Here is a 16,810-nt window from a genome sequence, read left to right as displayed (position 1 = left end):
GCCCCACACCCGCTTTATCGCGTGAAAATGGTTGTGTCTCATTTAGTGAGATGAACTCGTGAATTTGTCTTGCTATGTTCTAGCTCACCTAGACAGATAACGATAAACATAATGCCGGTAAATGAAAACATCACCTCATCAGGCCCCACCACGCTCGTTCACGCCATGCAGATACTGCAAGTTACCGCGCGTGGTGGCCACCGCGGTGCGAGTGTCGACGATTATCTGAATGAGTTGAGCTTCAGCCGTCCTACGCTCTATCGGTTGTTAAAAGGTCTCAAGCAGCAAGGGTTTTTACGCTCTTCTCCCATTCGTGGGCGTTACCTACTGGGTTATGAGTTGCTGGTGCTTGGTGCTCAGGCGGGCAATGGCGCTGGATTGCGAGACTTGGCTCGACCGAGGTTGCTGGCGTTGGCACAACGCTGGGGAGACAGTTTCTATCTGTTCGCCCGCGATGGTATCTACGCGGTCTGCCTGGAAGTACAGAACGGTGCTTATCCGGTGGGCAGTTTCGTTAGGGCGACGGGAGGGCGCTTGCCGCTCGGTGTCGGCCAAGCGTCGATTGCCTTGCTCGCGTATCTCGGTGCAGATGAACGAGGCGAGATTCTCGACCACAACGCGACACGACTGCGGGATGATTACGCGATCGCTACCGCCGATGTCGAAGCCGAAATTAACCATCTACTAACACATGGCTACGCCCGTGGCGTTGAAGGCTCTCTACTCCCGGAATACTGCGGCTTAGCCATTCCCATCCTCGACCATAGTGGCCACCCCTTGGGGGCCATGAGTTGCTCAATGCTCAAGTCTCGCATGACGACGGCCCATAAGTTGGAGGTACTCCAAGGCATGCAAGACGAAGTCGCCGCTATGGTTAACCAGGCCCACGGCCTGCTGTATCTGGATTAAATCGTCATGTCACAACCCACGCATCCATCCCATCAGCGCCTGTGCGGCTGGAACGCCTGGCTTCCAGAGCGCCAGCCGAGCCCCGCCTTGCGTGGCCAAACTGAGGCGGATGTCGTCATCATCGGGGCAGGTTACACCGGCTTCGCGGCAGCTACGGCCTGGCAGCAGGCGCGGCCTGAAGACCGCATCAAAATTCTTGAAGCCGACCAAGTGGGTGAAGGTAGCCCAGGACGTAACTCTGGTTTCATGCTGGAAATCGCTTTAGCCAATGATGCTCGCCCCGAAGAACTTGAGCGCATGGAGAAACTGAACGCGTTAAGTCGACAAACCATGGCGCTACTGCGCGAGCGGGTCGAACGGCTGGGAATTGACTGCCAACTTGAACGTAGCGGCACTTATCGCGCTGCCCGCAGCGCGATAGGCCAGCGCGCCTTGGCCCAGTATGAAGCTTTTCTTAACGCTGCAGGCCTTTCTTACCAGACCTTGAGCGCTAGCCAACTGGCTGAGCGGATTGGTACGCGCTACTACACTCAGGGTATTTATTCACCGGACTGTTATCTGGTGCAGCCTGCAGCATTGATTGTTGGTTTAGCGGATTCATTGGAAGCCGGAATCGAACTGCATGAGCACTCACCCGCGACTCAAATCAAGCCTGATGGCAAAAAGTGGCGTGTCACTACACCCGAAGGTGAAGTAACGGCTGGACAGGTAATCCTGGCCAATAACGCGTTTTCTAGAGCCTTGGGTGCAGACCCCTCGCGGCTAACCGCTATTTATACCTATGCCGCTATTACCGAGCCGTTGCCGGAGCTGGAACGACAGCGCATTGCTGCGACGACCTGGGGGCTGCTACCCGCACATCGCTTGGGTTGTACGCTGCGCACCACCGCCGATGGGCGCTTGATGATTCGTTCGCGTTACAGCTATGAACGCGAAGCCGATAACGCCCGTATTGAGGCTGAACTGAAAGCGAGCCTTGAGGCGCGCTATCCCGAACTCACCCCTGTGCGCTTTGATAAGGTCTGGGGAGGGACCACCGGGCTGACCTATAACGGTGCGCCACTCTGGGGGGAAATCCAGCCCGGTTTGTATGTGTCAGCGGGGTGCAATGGCGGCGGTATCGTCAAGGGTACCTTCCTTGGCGATGCTTTGGCGCGCCATGCCATGGGCCAGCCGGTCGAAAATATAGCGTCGTTATTCGGCAAGGCTAGCTGGATGCCGCCCGATCCCGTGCGTCGGTTGGGTTTCTACCTGACCAGTGAAATGGAGCGCCGTAAGGCAAAGCAAGAAACTTGATCCCCACTCACCATTATAAAAAAGAGAGATGACAATGGATCCTCAAGATCATATTGGGCTGCTGTCCATCATGCCGGCGGCGTTGGCTATTGTGCTGGCATTTATTACCCGCAACACCGTTTTCTCGCTGGCAGTCGCCTGTTTCGTTGGGGTGATTACCCTGGGCAATGGCTTGATGGGCTTTCCCACGCTATTAAAGGAAACCCTCGGCACCACCAGCTTCTCCTGGATACTGCTGTTGGAGCTTTTCATCGGCACAGTGATCGCGTTCTTCCAACGCACAGGGGCGATTCAGAACTTTACCGCTTGGGTGGAACGCCGTGCTTTATCGCGAGTGCGGGTTCAGTTGATCGCCTGGGTGATGGGCATGTTCGTTTTCTTCAGCGACTATTTCAGCCCCTTGTTTGTTGGTAGCACCATGCGTGGCCTGACGGATCGCTATCGGGTGTCGCGGGAAAAGCTGGCGTATATAGCGGACTCCACTTCCGCCCCGGTGAGTGTGATGGTTCCGATCACTGGCTGGGCAGTGTTTATTTCTGGCTTACTGATTGGCATGGGACCCATTGAAAATGCTGCTCAGGCGATGGGCGTGTTTCTACATGCGGTTCCCTTTAACCTCTATGCATGGCTCTCGGTGCTGGTCGTGGGGCTGGTCATTGTCGGTGTTATTCCATTGTTTGGACCGATGCGCGAAGCCGAGCGTCGCGCTCAAGAAGAGGGCAAAGTACTGCGTGATGGGGCAGAGCCGCTGGTGGGCGAGGAGCTGACAGAGATTCCGCCTTATGACGGTGCGCGTACCAACCTATTCTGGAATTTTTTCGCCCCGGTACTGGTGGTGATCAGCGTTGCTGTAGGCACCTTTATCGTGATGGACTCGGCTAAGACCATGGAAGCATTTCTGGCGGCTTCTGTGTTTCTCGGTATCGTTATGCGCCTTCAGGGCATTCCCTTCAACGACATTATGAAAACCTCAATGGCCGGGATGAAAGGAGTAATGCCAGCCATTATTATCCTGGCGTTAGCCTATTCGCTGAATCAGCTTTCCAAAGACATGGGCACAGCGAGCTATATCGTTGAAGCCACCGGTGGATGGCTGACGCCGGCATTACTGCCAGCGATGACATTTCTTATCGCTGCCGTTATCGCCTTTTCGACCGGCACCTCTTGGGGCACCTTCGCGATCATGATGCCGCTGGCCGTGCCGCTCGCGTTCAACTTTAGCGGCGATATGCTGACACCGCTGGTATATGCCACGGTGGCAGCCGTAGCGGGTGGCGGTGTGTTCGGGGACCACTGTTCGCCGTTGTCGGATACCTCAGTGCTTGCCTCAACAGGGGCTGCTTCTGACCATATCGACCATATCAAGACGCAAATTCCCTTTGCGCTTGCCGTTGCGACACTCTCCTTGGCTGCTTACCTTTTGCTCGGTCTCACGCTATAAGCGATAAGCCCTGCGGTAGGCCGCCTGAGGCCATTATCGCAGGGCTTAATCTAGCATCAGCCAATGCAAACATTGCCTTGCGGGTCTTCAAACACCGGTATTGCGTCAAGGTTATCAAAAGCACCTGCTAAGCAGTTGCCTGTTTTAATATCGAATGCTGCGCCATGGGCGCTGCATAGTAAACGGCTTCTATCTGACGAAATAATACTGTCCGACCGGTAATTTAATGGTAAGTATTGGTGGGGGCAGGCATTAACGTAGCAATAAATGACACCCTCTATGCGCGTTAAAATGATAGGGAAAGGTGTGTCGTTACTAATAACTTCTATGCAGTGTGCATTGCCTTCTTCTATAAGATTAGAAGGGCAAATAATTGCCCCCTCTTGGGGGGCATTTGCATAGTTACGCCAAGCGTCTTGCACAGTGTTTCCTTTTCGTCAGCGCTAATCTTGTTATTTAGCGTTTTTGCTATTCTGCAGTACTCTGCAACACGCCTCGGTTAATTTGATCCTCTTCGATGGATTCGAACAGTGCTTTAAAATTGCCTTCTCCAAAACCATCATCGCCCTTACGTTGGATAAACTCGAAGAAGATTGGGCCAATCACCGTTTTTGAGAAAATTTGTAGCAAAATTCGGGTTTCGCCACCGCCCACAACGCCTTCGCCATCAATCAAAATGCCGCGATTACGAAGTTTATCGAGAGGCTCCTGGTGATCTTTTACGCGCTCAAGCGATTTTTCATAATAGATGTTCGGTGGGCCAGGCATAAACTCAAGCCCCGCGTCAGCGATTAAGTCAGTGCCGGTATAAATATCGTTTGTTGCAATGGCGATATGCTGAATACCTTCGCCGTTATACTCGCGCAAGTACTCTTCAATTTGGCTGTGATCGTCGGCACTCTCGTTAATCGGAATACGGATTTTGCCGTCGGGAGAGGTTAATGCGCGGCTAGTAAGACCGGTGACTTTACCGGTGATATCGAAGTAGCGTATTTCACGGAAGTTAAAGGTGTCGTGATAAAACTTATACCACGTGTCCATATTGCCGCGAATAACGTTATGAGTGAGGTGGTCAAGATAGTAAAAGCCAAACCCTTTAGGCTTAGGGTTTACCTCATCTAACCATTCAAACTCATTTGAATAGCAGCTGCCTTTTTCGCCATACGTATCAATAAAGTAAAGCAGCGAGCCGCCAATACCAACAACTGCAGGCGCATCGATGGATTTATTGCCAGTGAACTCCTCAGCCCCTAACTCAACGGCACGTTTTAGGGCGTGCTGAGCATCAACAACGCGCCAAGCCATGGCCGGTGCACAGGGGCCGTGTGCCTCAATAAACGCTGACGCATGGGAGTTAGGCTCGCTGTTAAGCAGATAGTTAATATCACCCTGACGATAAACGGTGATTGACTTGTCACGGTGCTTTGCAACGGGGACGAAGCCCATTTGCCGAAACAGGCTGTCTAACTTTTCCGGCTCAGGATGGGCAAATTCAACAAATTCAAACCCATCGGTGCCCGCTGGGTTTGCATCGCTTATGGTTACTTTTGGCGCGTCATGAGGAAAAGGTCCCATCGCTGTCTCTCCTATTATTGTCTTGTAAGTGAACAAGCTCAGTATAGGGAAGAGGCGGTGCAATTAGGTTGCAAACTAACCTAAGATATCGCCAAATAGCGCACAGCTTGTGCGCAACTGGAGTGTTCTATGCACGGGATTTCTTTGGATCGATATGATCTTGCAATTTTATCAGTGTTGCAGAAGAACTCAGCCCTCACCAATTCAGAGTTGGGAGAACGTGTCAGCTTGTCTCCCTCTCAGTGCTCCCGGCGTAAAGCGCGGCTAGAAGCCGAAGGGGTGATTAAGGGATATTCGGCGAGGCTTGATGCCTCCAGCCTGGGGTTTGGCTTGCGTGCGATCACTCGCGTTAATCTCAAAGCGCATGGTGAGAGCATGGATGATGATTTTGTAACGTTACTGACGAAGCACGCCATGGTGCGTGAGGCTTATTCTGTGTCGGGGGATGCGGACTATGTACTGCACGTGATCGCCAAGGACCTCACCGAGTTTTCAGACTTTATTCACCACCATTTATTACCTCATCCTAATGTCACCCAGGTTCGCTCTGAAATCATACTGCGGAGTATGAAAGAGGAGCAGGGGCTGCCGGTGAGTGGTGGCTAGGCGATGTCCGAAATCACTGATTTTTCAGGCAAAGCCTAAGTAACTACGTTAGTTTTGTGCGGTGAGGGTTCTATGCGTCTTAAATTTTATTGTCAGAATCGAATCGGCATTCTTCGCGATATAGTGGCCCAGTTTGCTGACTACCGCATAAATGTCGCGCGGGGCGAAGTCGGCGGCGAGCAGGGCAATACCATCTATTTGCATGTCCCTAAGTTGCTTAATGCTCAGTTGAGTACGCTTAAGCCGGCACTGGAAGCTATCCCAGGCGTTTTTGGCGTCAAACGCGCGAGCTTGATGCCCAGCGAGCGTCGTCATTTGGAGTTGGATGCATTGCTGTCTTCGCTGTCTGACCCCGTTATGTCGATAGATATGCAGGGTCGCATTGTAGCGGCCAACCGTATCGCCGTTCAGGTATTGGGGGTGCGCGTTCAAGAAGTGCCAGGGCTATCGCTGGACCGTTACCTTGACGAAGTCGACCTTCCCGAGGTGATTCGCCGCAACAACTCACGTATTAATGGGCTGCGGATCAAACTGAAAGACGACACCTATCTCGCTGATATTGCGCCACTGCACACCGAAGACACCAAGGTGGACTCATTAGCCGGGGCGGTGGTGACATTGCATCGTGCCGACCGTATCGGGGCACGTATTTATCAAGTGCAGCGCCAGGAACTGCGTGGCTTTGAGGCTATCTTTCAGTCGAGTTCGCGATTGGCCGCCGTGATCAATGAGGCGCGGCGCATGGCGCCCTTGGATGCCCCGTTGCTGATTGTAGGGGAAACGGGGACTGGGAAAGAACTGGTCGCCAGAGCCTGCCATTTGGCAAGCCATCGCGGGCAAGCGCCGTTTGTGGTGCTCAACTGTGCTGGGCTGCCAGAATCAATGGCCGAGACAGAGCTTTTCGGTTACGCGCCCGGTGCTTTTGAAGGCGCTCGGCCAGAAGGCAAGCTTGGCCTTCTGGAGCTTAACGAAGGCGGCACCGTGTTTCTCGATGAAGTTGGTGAAATGAGCCCACGGCTGCAGACAAAGCTGTTGCGTTTTCTTCAAGATGGCGGCTTCCGGCGAGTGGGGAGCGACGAGGAAACCTTCCTGGATGTCCGAGTGATCTGTGCCACTCAACAGAACCTGCCGCAGCTGTGTAGTGACGGGCTGTTTCGGCTGGATCTTTATCACCGGCTTAATGTGCTGTTGCTACAGGTCCCTCCCTTACGTGAATGTTTGGACGGCATCGAGGAGTTGGCGAGCTATGTGCTTGATCGTGCGGCGCGCCAGATAGGCTGCCCTTTGCCCGAGCTTTCACCTGCTGCGTTGGAAAAAATCACCCGCTACGACTGGCCAGGCAACGTGCGTCAGTTGGAAAATGTGTTGTTCCAGGCGGTGTCGCTATGTGAAGAGAAAGCCATTCAGCCGGTGCATTTGCGTCTTCCTCACAGTGAAGTATCGCCTGAGCTTGCTGGTATTCCATTAGAGGGAAGCTTGAGCGACATGCTAGGCGAGGTGGAAAAGAATATCTTGAGTACGCTGTATCAGCAGTACCCCTCCAGCCGCCAGTTAGGCAAGCGGCTGGGTGTTTCCCACACAACCATTGCCAATAAACTCAAGCGTTACGGTATTGGTGCTCAAGACGGCACTTGAAAGCGTACTTGGAACAGCACCTGAAGCCGTATTCAAGACTCTACTTAAGCAAAATCTTAAAAAAGTCCGTGTAGCAAGCAAATTAACTGTCACGATTTATTTACAGTTTGTCAGGAAAATACAACAGCGAGACACCACGCTTCGGCATTTTTTTATGAGTGTAACGATTTCTTTACAGTTTTATGCCGCTTCTACGGGTAACGCCTCGCCGAATGCGATTTAACCCCATTCCTGCCCTATGGCTATCTCCATAGACTCTTTATAGATTGCTCTTTATGACTGATTGACCGCAGTTGGTTGGCTTTTATAGGCAGTTAATCGCTCTTAAGTAGCTGTTCTAGCTGCTCATAATAAATAGCCTAAAAAACAATATAAATTTATAAGGTTTCCCAATGACAACGACAAATACGCCCCCCAAAACATTGTGGCTGGGCCGCTGGGGGTTTGTGCTAGCAGCCACTGGCTCTGCAGTGGGTCTGGGTAATATCTGGAAATTTCCCTACATTACTGGCGAATTCGGAGGTGGCGCTTTTGTGCTGGTCTACTTGGCCTGCATATTGGCGGTAGGTGTGCCTATCATGATGGCTGAAATCAGCTTCGGGCGTCGTGGGAGGGGCAGCCCGATTGATGCTATCCGTCGAGTGGTGCATGAGTCGGGGCGCGGCAGTTTCTGGTCGATCTTCGGCTGGATGGCCATGCTGTGTGGATTCATGATTCTGTCGTTCTACGTGGTCGTCGCTGGCTGGTCATTTTCCTATCTGTGGAAACTGCTGAGCGGCGGACTGGCTGGTAATAGTGTCGATGATATGGCAGCAATTTTTGCCGCTAATAATGCCAACCCTTTCACGTTAGGCGCCTGGAGCACGCTAGTGACGGTGCTAACCATGTTCATCGTCGGCAAAGGCGTACAAGCAGGTATTGAAAAGAGTGTCAGTTGGATGATGCCGGGCATGGTGATCATGCTGGGCATACTGATTGGCTACGGTGCTTTTTCTGGTGGCTTTGCCGAAGCTTGGTCTTTTCTGTTTTCGTTCAATGCCGAAGGGTTAAGCAGTGAAGGGCTCTTAGCAGCACTGGGGCATGCCTTCTTTACCTTGTCGCTCGCGTCTGGTGCCATTCTTACCTACGGCTCTTACCTGCCAGAAGGGCACTCCATTGCACGCACGACATTCAGTGTGGCCATTGCTGATACCGTTGTCGCGCTGATGGCTGGCTTGGCTATTTTCCCGATTATTTTCGCTAACGGAATGAATCCCGGCCAAGGGCCAGGGTTGATCTTTATGAGCTTGCCCCTGGCCTTCCAAGCAATGCCGTTTGGTACGCTGTTTGGCGTCCTGTTCTTTGTGATGCTGTCGATGGCCGCGCTTACGTCGTCGATTTCAATGATCGAAGCGACAGTGGCCTGGCTCGTTGCCAGCAAAGGGATGACGCGCAAACGGGCATCCTGGGGTGTGGGTATCGTACTGTGGTTGGTGAGCACCTTGGCAATGCTGTCCTTCAATGTGGGCGCGGACTGGACGGTGGCAGGCCGCACTTTCTTTGATTGGCTGGATTACCTGACCTCCCGTTGGATGATGCCGCTAGGCGGTTTAGGTACGGCGCTGATGGCAGGCTTCCTGCTGCGTACTGAACTATTCAGGGAAGAACTAGGACTCTCCCGTACCCAGCACACGCTGTGGCTGTTTATGGTGCGTTACGTTAGCCCGTTAGGCATCGTGTTAATTTTCATCGATGCGCTGGGTCTTGCCACCCTTCAAGTAGGCACTCAGTGGCCGTGGCTGCTAGCCCTGCTGGTGGTTATTACCGTGGTGGGAGAGTTAGCTAGCCCACGACTGCGGCATCAGGCTTCCTGAAGCAAGTCATTAGAATAAGACATTAAGAAGAGTCATCAAAGCGCTCCCATCGACTATCGATGGGAGCGCTTTGCGTTAACGTGCCGCTAACGCATCAAAGGCATTGGCGTTAGGGCATAAGCGACGGCACTCATCAAGCTCGGCACTTGCCCGCATCGCTTTCCAACAATCGCCAACGGCTGCGCAGGCGTTGCAGGTGTCACGCAGTGCAACATAGTCGGCATGATTGATCACTCCGCCTTCTTCAAGCGCACTCTCGTTAAGCCCAAAGCGCTGCATCATAACTGGCATTAAGGTTTTGGCTGGGCTGAAATGAGCGGGTTGGCCTGCTGCTAGCTGCCTTGCCACTGCCTGCTCAAAGCGTGGCTCTAGCGGTCTTTCCAGGTCGTTGATCAGTGCATCATAGCTAGCGCCTGCTTGCTGCTTTATGTTGCGGGCTAACGTCGCGGTTGATGCTGTATAGCAGCGCTCTGTGAGGCGGCCCCACCAAGAGGTGGTATCTGTATGTTGGGCAGTATCCATGGTCATTCTCCCTCGGCGGTTCTTGATGATGACATCAGTATCAACCGACGAGAGATAAACTATCTTGACGCGGATCAAGTTGGTTTCAAGTGAAACAGAGATGCGGGAGGAGGGAGTGGAGGGAAGTGATAGAAAAGTAGCTGCTTATAGGGCGTCATCAGAATGTGAGTGCTGCTCTCGCCGCCTATTATACGGCCGCGGCGAGAGCATCTAATCAAGCGGCTCAGTGACTGACAACACTCGCTTCGATACGCTCTTCGGCCGCTGCATTGACTAACTGTTCATGAAAGAAGGCAAGTGCGGCAGGCGCGTCGACACCACGACTCTTTATCGACTCACTCCAGGCATCTTGTAAGTTGCTCGCAACGCCCCTCAGGTAATCAATGTCTTGTTCCGATGCTTGGGTAAAGGTTGCGCCATTCTCTTCACCAAATTCAACACCGCGCTGGTCGGAAACATCCATCATGTAGCCAAACAAGCGTGAAAGCCGCTCACCCGATACGCTTTCAATCGCCGCGCGGTCTTCGTCCGACACTTGGTCCCAGAACATCGGGTTCATAACAATCGCAAAGCTGCCGCGATAGAAACCGCCGTCTACGGTAAGGGTGTGCGGAGCCACTTCAGCCACGCGGAAGCTGCGCAAGCTCTCAAGCGTTAGCATCGCGCCGTCGACAACGCCCTGAGAGGCTGCTTCGTAGGTGCCTGTCGGAGGAATGGAAACTCCGGTCACTGACATTGCTTCGGCTAAGCCACTCATCACGCCGCCGCCCACGCGCAATCGTTTGCCAGCAAGCTCATCGATGGAGCTTATTTGGTCACGGGTAAATATTTGCCCAGGCCCGTGTACGCCCATCGCAACGACATCAACACCACGGTGCTCATTGGCTTGCTGCAAATACTCTTGGTGGGTGTGCCAATAGGCAGCCGAAGCATCTTCTGAAGAGAACTCCTCAAAGGTGGGGAACTCAGGTAGCTGCGTGGCTAGAAAACGTCCCGCCATATGGGCGTGAAAAATCCAGCTGGCGTCTGCAATTCCATCAGCAACGATCTCCATTTGTGCGGGAGGAGGCCCCATATCGTGTACCACTTCTACCGTGACACGGTCATCCGTGGCTTCTTCAATCCACGCCTTCCAGGTTGGCCAAACAATGGTATTAATACCGTGATTCGGCCCACCCCACGTGCTCACGGTGATCGTTGCCTGAGCAAATGAAGACATGCTGAACGCCATGCTGGAAAGCGCGATAGCACCCACGAGTAAGCGAGCTGGTTGTTTCATGCGGAAACTCCAAAACGACGTTATTAACGTCTGTGTTGTTATTGGTAACGCCTAACTCCGAGCAAGTAGCGCCTTCTCAGGTGGCGTAAATCGCATTGCTTACCTTGCCTCTAGATAGTTTCAATAGCAACTAATTTAAGGTTGGTTGAGTTGATACTTAAGTCTTAATTTTTGAAGTTTTGAATGTTAGCTCTAACGGACAGCAAGGTTTGGTGGTCTCGATCAGTTGATTCAACGAATCGGGATAGCGGTCTCTTCTTTGATATTGCGCAGCACGAAATTGGAGCTGACCTGTGAGATACCGTCCAAGGTGAAGAGTTTTTCATTCAGAAATCGGTCATAAGCCGCCATATCCTCGATCACTACTCGCAATACGAAATCGGCATTGCCGGTGGTGGCGTAGCACTGCAGCACTTCTGGATATTGCAGAATGCGATTTTCGAACTCGACGGTATTGTCGATGTGGTGGCGAACCAACGTCACCATGACCAGTGCTGATAGTGGTTGGCCCACTAGGCTGGGTTCCACCAACGCCGCAAAGCGGCGGATAACGCCACTCTCCTCTAGGGCTTTTACGCGTCGCCAACAGGCAGCGGGGGAGAGCCCGATCTGTTCGGCGAGCTCATTGTTGGTAATACGCCCCTGTTGCTGAAGCAGGGTAAGAATGCGCTGATCATGCCTGTCTAAGGTGATTTCTTTGATTGCTTCTTTCATGGTGCCATTTCATTTATTTGTGGTTTGTTGAATATCATTGCGTCAAAACTAAAAAAATGAAAGTAATGATTAATAACCAGACGTTTGAAGAGTTAATTAGCAAGCACCTTTAGTGCGCTCTTGGCTAGACTCAAATGTATTACAACCATAACTCTTCAACCGTACTGGTGAACTCTCATGACAACCCCCTCAATTGCTGAGCAGGCGGGTTCTATTACCCAGCCTCTCGAGATCGCACTCGATAATTATCAGCTGGCCGACCGCTATAGCCGCGGCGAAGGCCGTATTTTTCTTACTGGCACCCAAGCCTTGGTACGCATCGCCTTACGCCAGGCGGAGCTTGATCGCCACAATGGCCGCCAAACGGCAGGGCTTATCAGTGGCTATCGTGGCTCGCCCTTGGGCGGTGTAGACCAAGAAATTTGGCGGGCGAAAGCCGCTATGGAAGCGCATCACATCGATTTTGTCCCTGCGATCAATGAAGACCTGGCCGCTACCATGATGCTGGGTTGCCAACAGGTAGAGACAGATCCTGAGCGACAAGTCGAAGGCGTCTTCGGCATGTGGTACGGCAAAGGGCCAGGCGTTGACCGCGCGGGCGATGCGTTAAAGCACGGTAATGCCTACGGTAGCTCGCCGACGGGTGGTGTGCTGGTGGTCGCGGGTGATGACCATGGGTGCGTGTCGTCCTCAATGCCACACCAGTCGGATGTCGCCTTTATGGCCTGGTTTATGCCGGTCGTAAGCCCTGCCTCATTGGCGGAATACGAGCGCTTTGGGCTATGGGGTTATGCACTTTCACGCTTCTCGGGTTGCTGGGTGGGTTTCAAAGCCGTTTCCGAAACCGTAGAGAGTGGCGCATCGGTGGACGTGCCACCTTTGCCGGAATATGTAACGCCGGATTTCGAAATGCCGGAAGGCGGGCTGCACTACCGCTGGCCTGACCTGCCGGGGCCTCAGCTTGAGACCCGTCTTGAGCACAAGCTGGCCGCCGTTCAGGCGTTTGCCACGGCTAACCCGATTGATCAGTATTTATTTCGCCAAGAACAGGCGACGTTTGGGCTGGTTACCACAGGCAAGGGCCACCTGGATTTACTTGAGGCGCTGCGTTTGTTGGGGCTGGATGAAGCGAAGCTGCGTGAATTGGGGGTGGAAATATACAAAGTCGGGATGGTGTGGCCGCTCCATCGCCCCGGCATTCTTGAGTTTATTCATGGCAAGCGCGAAGTGCTGGTCATTGAAGAGAAGCGCGGCATTATTGAAAGTCAGCTTAAAGAGTACATGTCCGAACCCGATCACCCTGGCGAGGTGATCGTGACCGGCAAGCAGGATGAAACTGGCAAGCCCTTGATTCCCTTTGTTGGGGAGCTGGGCCCGCGTCTCTTGGCAGGCTTTGTCGCCGAGCGTCTCGCGCGCTTTTTCAAGATTGATTTTAGCGACAAACTGGCAACCGTTGACGCTTGCCAAGCCGGTGTTAAGGAGCTTGGTGGTGTGCGCCGCATGCCGTATTTCTGCTCCGGTTGCCCACACAATAGCTCGACCAAGGTGCCGGAGGGCAGTAAAGCCTTAGCGGGGATCGGTTGCCACTTTATGGCCTCGTGGATGGGCCGCAACACCGAATCGTTAATTCAGATGGGCGGCGAAGGCGTTAACTGGGTGGGCAAGAGCCGCTTTACCGGCAACGGCCATATTTTCCAGAACTTAGGTGAAGGCACCTGGTTTCACTCGGGCTCAATGGCGGTGCGCCAGGCAGTGGCTGCCAACGTAAATATTACCTATAAAATCCTGTTTAACGACGCGGTTGCCATGACGGGCGGCCAGCCCGTGGATGGGCAAATCAACGTGCCGATGATCGCTCGGCAGTCGCTGGATGAAGGTGTTCGTCGGGTAGTGGTGGTCAGTGATGAACCCGAAAAATACCGTGGGCATGAAAAGGAGTTTCCTAAGCAGGTAACCTTCCACGGGCGCGAAGAGATGGACACGCTGCAACGTGAACTGCGCGAAATTCCTGGCTGCACCGTGTTGATTTACGACCAGGCTTGCGCGGCTGAAAAGCGCCGTCGGCGCAAGCGTGGTTTGATGGAAGACCCCGCCCGTCGGGTGTTCATTAACCATCATGTTTGCGAAGGTTGTGGTGATTGTTCTGTACAGTCCAACTGTTTATCGGTGGTGCCTCGCGAGACCGAACTAGGCCGCAAGCGCAAAATTGATCAGTCGTCCTGCAATAAGGATATGTCCTGCGTTAGTGGCTTTTGCCCCAGTTTTGTCACGGTTGAAGGTGGCGGGCTGCGTAAAGGCCAGGGCGTCACCGCAGATAATGCCTTTTGGCAACGCATAGCTCATTTGCCAACCCCTGCGATTGCCACTTTAACGGCCCCTTATGACTTGCTGGTGGGAGGCGTTGGAGGCACAGGCGTGGTGACCGTTGGGCAGTTGATTACCATGGCCGCACACCTGGAAGGCAAGGGCAGCAGCGTGCTCGACTTTATGGGGTTTGCGCAAAAAGGTGGGGCGGTACTGAGCTATGTGCGTCTGGCATCACAGCCCAGTGAACTGAATCAGGTACGTATCGAAGCCGGTCAGGCCGATGCGATGATCGCTTGCGATATGGTGGTGGCGAGTTCACAGAAAGCGCTGAATGTGCTGCAACCGACCACGCGTATCGTGGCGAATCTGGCCGAGCTAGCCACGGCGGATTATGTTCTTTATCGCGATGCGGATATGCAGCCCAGCAAGCGCCTTAACATGCTGTGTGAAGCGGTAGGCGAGGAACGCTTTGCTTCCCTGGATGCCAATCGCCTAGCCGAACAGCTGCTGGGCGATACGGTGTTTTCCAATATGATGATGCTGGGGTTTGCCTGGCAACAGGGGTTGGTGCCGCTTTCTGAGCCTGCGCTGCAGCGTGCTCTGGAGCTAAACGGCGTCGCTGTGGAGAAGAACCGTCAGGCATTTGCCTGGGGTCGTTTGGCTGCGGTGGAGCCCGACTACCTTCAGCAGCATTTGGATACGCTACCCCTATCCGCGAATGCCACACTGGACGATGTAGTTGCGCGTAACAGCCGCCACTTGGAACGCTATCAGAACCGTGCTTGGGCTGAGCGTTACGTTACTCAAGTAACGAAAGTGCGTGAAGCAGAAACAGCGCTAAACGGTGGCCAATCGTTGAGTGAAGCCGTCGCCCATCAGCTCTATCGCTTGATGGCGTATAAAGATGAGTATGAAGTGGCGCGACTTTACACCCAAAGCGATTTTATGGATGAGATCAAAGCAACCTTTTCGGGTGATTACCAGTTAACCTTCCACTTGGCGCCGCCGCTTATAGGTGGTCGTAAGGATGCTCAGGGGCGCCCAGTGAAGCGCCGCTTCGGCCCCTGGATGCTGAAGGCAATGGGTGCGTTGGCAAAGATGCGCGGTTTGCGCAACACGGCTCTCGATCCTTTCCGCTTCAGCGCCGACCGCAAACTCGACCGCGCCTTATTGGCTGATTACGAGCAGCTTATCAATGAGTTAGTGGCTCGTCTTGATGGCACGAATCACGCCACGGCCATAGCGCTTGCTAAGCTGCCGGAAGAGATTCGTGGTTTCGGACCAGTCCGCGAAGCTGCCGCTGAGAAAGCCAACGAGCGCCGCGAGACGTTGTTGAAGGAACTACGTGAAGGGCACTCGAAGACCATCGCTGTCGAAGCTGCTTAAGGCAACCCAATATAGGTAAAAAAGGCCACGCAATGCGTGGCCTTTTGCTAGGTAGCGAGACAGTGATTCAGCTACGTCTCTTTTCGGCGGCGTACCAGCAGCCAGTGGCTTAGCAAGGCGAGCAGCCCCATTAGTCCGATCGTCAAGGCCATGGTGCGCGAGCTGCCGTCGTGGAATTGCCCGACTAACCCACCTACCACAGCGGCAATCGTCATTTGCAGAAAACCAAACAAAGAAGACGCTGCGCCCGCACATTGAGGGTTGGGCGCTAGTGCACCGGCCATTGTTTGTGGCATCAAAATGCCAACCCCCAGCATGAACACCATATGCGGCCCCACCACCGCCCACGGATGATGAACGCCAACGGTGGCCAAGCCCGCCATGACGACGCCCCCAATTGCGCAAATTACGCTGCCCAAAGTAACAAGGCGATCACGCCCCAGGCGGTGGCTATAGCGACCGCTGATCAGCGTCCCGAAGAAGAAGCCCGCGACAATCAGCGTGAACAGCACGCCATACAACGTGGGCGCGACACCCAGGTACTCGATGAGTACAAAAGATGAGCCCGAAAGGTACGCGAATAGCCCGGAGAACGCGGCCGCATTCACCAAGGTGTAGCCAATAAAGGCACGCTGAGTCAGTAGTAAGCGGAAGTTAGCCAGTACTGTTTTTGGGTGGATCGATTGCCGTCGCTCCTTCGCCAACGGCTCGGGTAGCATAAAGATCAGCACCGCCAGCATCACTGCCGCGTAGAGCGCCAGCACCACGAACACCGATTCCCAGCCAAAAAACAGCAGTAACCCTGCGCCCACCACGGGGGCCAGAGCAGGGGCGAGGGCCATCGTGCTTGCCATATAGGAGAGAATGCGCCCAGCCTCGATAGGGCCATGAATATCACGCACCGATGCCCGTGCTAATACCGGGCCAGCAGCACCGCCGAAGGCCTGTAAAAAGCGCCCTACCAGCAACCACTCGACGCTAGGCGCCCATGCACACAGTAGGCTCGCAGCGAGAAACAGCGATAAACCCGCGATCATCACCGGGCGGCGGCCAAAGCGATCAGAGATTGGCCCGCACACTAATTGGGCCAGAGCGAATCCAGCCATATAGAGGCTAAGGGTCAGCTGTATTCGGTCTGGGCCAGTATTCAGCGCGTCTGCCATCGCGGGCATGGCTGGCAAGTACATATCCGTGGCCAGCGGGCCAAGTGCAGTCACCGCGGCTAGGGCCACGACGGTGGCGGTAGAGGGCAGCTTTAGCACCCCTTAACTCCTTTTGGTTGGATGT

At 53.8% G+C, this 16,810-nt stretch carries 13 protein-coding genes; 7 read left to right on the top strand and 6 right to left on the bottom strand.

All coding sequences use genetic code 11. The annotated features are described in order from the left end of the window. The first annotated feature begins 111 nt into the window (after window positions 1-111). Genes NF683_RS05395 through NF683_RS05385 form a run of 3 tightly spaced genes read left to right on the top strand, consistent with a single transcriptional unit; the run spans window position 112 to window position 3,646 of the window. Complete coding sequence (locus NF683_RS05395) at window positions 112-909, top strand: IclR family transcriptional regulator (RefSeq protein ID WP_232471410.1); 798 nt, start codon at window positions 112-114, stop codon at window positions 907-909. A gap of 6 nt (window positions 910-915) precedes the next feature. Then, the gene (locus NF683_RS05390) at window positions 916-2,205 is read left to right on the top strand and encodes an NAD(P)/FAD-dependent oxidoreductase (protein WP_089040431.1); all 1,290 of its coding nucleotides are present in this window, start codon (window positions 916-918) and stop codon (window positions 2,203-2,205) included. 34 nt (window positions 2,206-2,239) lie between these two features. Continuing rightward, the gene (locus tag NF683_RS05385) at window positions 2,240-3,646 is read left to right on the top strand and encodes a Na+/H+ antiporter NhaC family protein (RefSeq protein ID WP_089040432.1); all 1,407 of its coding nucleotides are present in this window, start codon (window positions 2,240-2,242) and stop codon (window positions 3,644-3,646) included. A 56-nt stretch (window positions 3,647-3,702) separates the two neighbouring features. Here NF683_RS05385 and NF683_RS05380 read toward each other — a convergent pair whose 3' ends face one another. Further along, a complete protein-coding gene (locus tag NF683_RS05380) occupies window positions 3,703-4,068 on the bottom strand; it encodes a Rieske (2Fe-2S) protein (RefSeq protein ID WP_089040433.1) in 366 nt (121 codons plus the stop codon). Window positions 4,069-4,114: 46 nt separating this feature from the next. Next, a complete protein-coding gene (hppD, locus tag NF683_RS05375; RefSeq protein ID WP_089040434.1) occupies window positions 4,115-5,221 on the bottom strand; it encodes a 4-hydroxyphenylpyruvate dioxygenase in 1,107 nt (368 codons plus the stop codon). A gap of 129 nt (window positions 5,222-5,350) precedes the next feature. Between hppD and NF683_RS05370 the strand changes: the two genes are divergently transcribed. The 3 genes from NF683_RS05370 to NF683_RS05360 all read left to right on the top strand — a co-directional run bounded on the left by NF683_RS05370 (window position 5,351) and on the right by NF683_RS05360 (window position 9,315). Continuing rightward, window positions 5,351-5,827, top strand: coding sequence for an Lrp/AsnC family transcriptional regulator (locus NF683_RS05370; RefSeq protein ID WP_193068597.1), 477 nt, complete (start codon window positions 5,351-5,353; stop codon window positions 5,825-5,827). 72 nt (window positions 5,828-5,899) lie between these two features. Then, window positions 5,900-7,462 (top strand): sigma-54-dependent transcriptional regulator, encoded by a 1,563-nt coding sequence (locus NF683_RS05365; protein ID WP_089040436.1) that lies wholly within the window; start codon window positions 5,900-5,902, stop codon window positions 7,460-7,462. Window positions 7,463-7,854: 392 nt separating this feature from the next. After that, complete coding sequence (locus NF683_RS05360; protein WP_089040437.1) at window positions 7,855-9,315, top strand: sodium-dependent transporter; 1,461 nt, start codon at window positions 7,855-7,857, stop codon at window positions 9,313-9,315. Window positions 9,316-9,390: 75 nt separating this feature from the next. On the opposite strand, the gene NF683_RS05355 is transcribed toward NF683_RS05360, so the two are convergent. The 3 genes from NF683_RS05355 to NF683_RS05345 form a co-directional block, all read right to left on the bottom strand. After that, window positions 9,391-9,837, bottom strand: a complete 447-nt coding sequence (locus NF683_RS05355; RefSeq protein WP_253921487.1) for a DUF6455 family protein — start codon at window positions 9,835-9,837, stop codon at window positions 9,391-9,393. Window positions 9,838-10,060: 223 nt separating this feature from the next. After that, entirely contained in the window at window positions 10,061-11,116 is a 1,056-nt protein-coding gene (locus NF683_RS05350; RefSeq protein ID WP_253486220.1) for a TRAP transporter substrate-binding protein, read from the bottom strand. Window positions 11,117-11,347: 231 nt separating this feature from the next. Next, the gene (locus NF683_RS05345) at window positions 11,348-11,830 is read right to left on the bottom strand and encodes an Lrp/AsnC family transcriptional regulator (protein ID WP_253921486.1); all 483 of its coding nucleotides are present in this window, start codon (window positions 11,828-11,830) and stop codon (window positions 11,348-11,350) included. A gap of 177 nt (window positions 11,831-12,007) precedes the next feature. On the opposite strand from NF683_RS05345, the gene NF683_RS05340 reads away from it, so the two are divergent. Beyond that, on the top strand, window positions 12,008-15,523 hold the full coding sequence (locus NF683_RS05340; protein ID WP_253921485.1) for an indolepyruvate ferredoxin oxidoreductase family protein: 3,516 nt from the start codon (window positions 12,008-12,010) through the stop codon (window positions 15,521-15,523). A 71-nt stretch (window positions 15,524-15,594) separates the two neighbouring features. Here NF683_RS05340 and NF683_RS05335 read toward each other — a convergent pair whose 3' ends face one another. Further along, a complete protein-coding gene (locus tag NF683_RS05335; protein WP_089040445.1) occupies window positions 15,595-16,785 on the bottom strand; it encodes a multidrug effflux MFS transporter in 1,191 nt (396 codons plus the stop codon). Window positions 16,786-16,810 lie beyond the last annotated feature (25 nt).

The sequence above is a fragment of the Halomonas sp. MS1 genome, from assembly GCF_024182575.1.
Taxonomy (GTDB): Bacteria; Pseudomonadota; Gammaproteobacteria; order Pseudomonadales; family Halomonadaceae; genus Vreelandella.
Note: the sequence above shows the minus strand (reverse complement) of the source record. Positions and strands in the feature narration are given on the sequence as shown.

Coding starts and splice junctions, on each gene's coding strand:
- NF683_RS05385 (WP_089040432.1), top strand. CDS start 2,240: ATGGATCCTCAAGATCATATTGGGCTGCTGTCCATCATGCCGGCGGCG.
- NF683_RS05370 (WP_193068597.1), top strand. CDS start 5,351: ATGCACGGGATTTCTTTGGATCGATATGATCTTGCAATTTTATCAGTG.
- NF683_RS05360 (WP_089040437.1), top strand. CDS start 7,855: ATGACAACGACAAATACGCCCCCCAAAACATTGTGGCTGGGCCGCTGG.
- hppD (WP_089040434.1), bottom strand. CDS start 5,221: ATGGGACCTTTTCCTCATGACGCGCCAAAAGTAACCATAAGCGATGCA.
- NF683_RS05395 (WP_232471410.1), top strand. CDS start 112: ATGCCGGTAAATGAAAACATCACCTCATCAGGCCCCACCACGCTCGTT.
- NF683_RS05355 (WP_253921487.1), bottom strand. CDS start 9,837: ATGGATACTGCCCAACATACAGATACCACCTCTTGGTGGGGCCGCCTC.
- NF683_RS05350 (WP_253486220.1), bottom strand. CDS start 11,116: ATGAAACAACCAGCTCGCTTACTCGTGGGTGCTATCGCGCTTTCCAGC.
- NF683_RS05390 (WP_089040431.1), top strand. CDS start 916: ATGTCACAACCCACGCATCCATCCCATCAGCGCCTGTGCGGCTGGAAC.
- NF683_RS05345 (WP_253921486.1), bottom strand. CDS start 11,830: ATGAAAGAAGCAATCAAAGAAATCACCTTAGACAGGCATGATCAGCGC.
- NF683_RS05365 (WP_089040436.1), top strand. CDS start 5,900: ATGCGTCTTAAATTTTATTGTCAGAATCGAATCGGCATTCTTCGCGAT.
- NF683_RS05340 (WP_253921485.1), top strand. CDS start 12,008: ATGACAACCCCCTCAATTGCTGAGCAGGCGGGTTCTATTACCCAGCCT.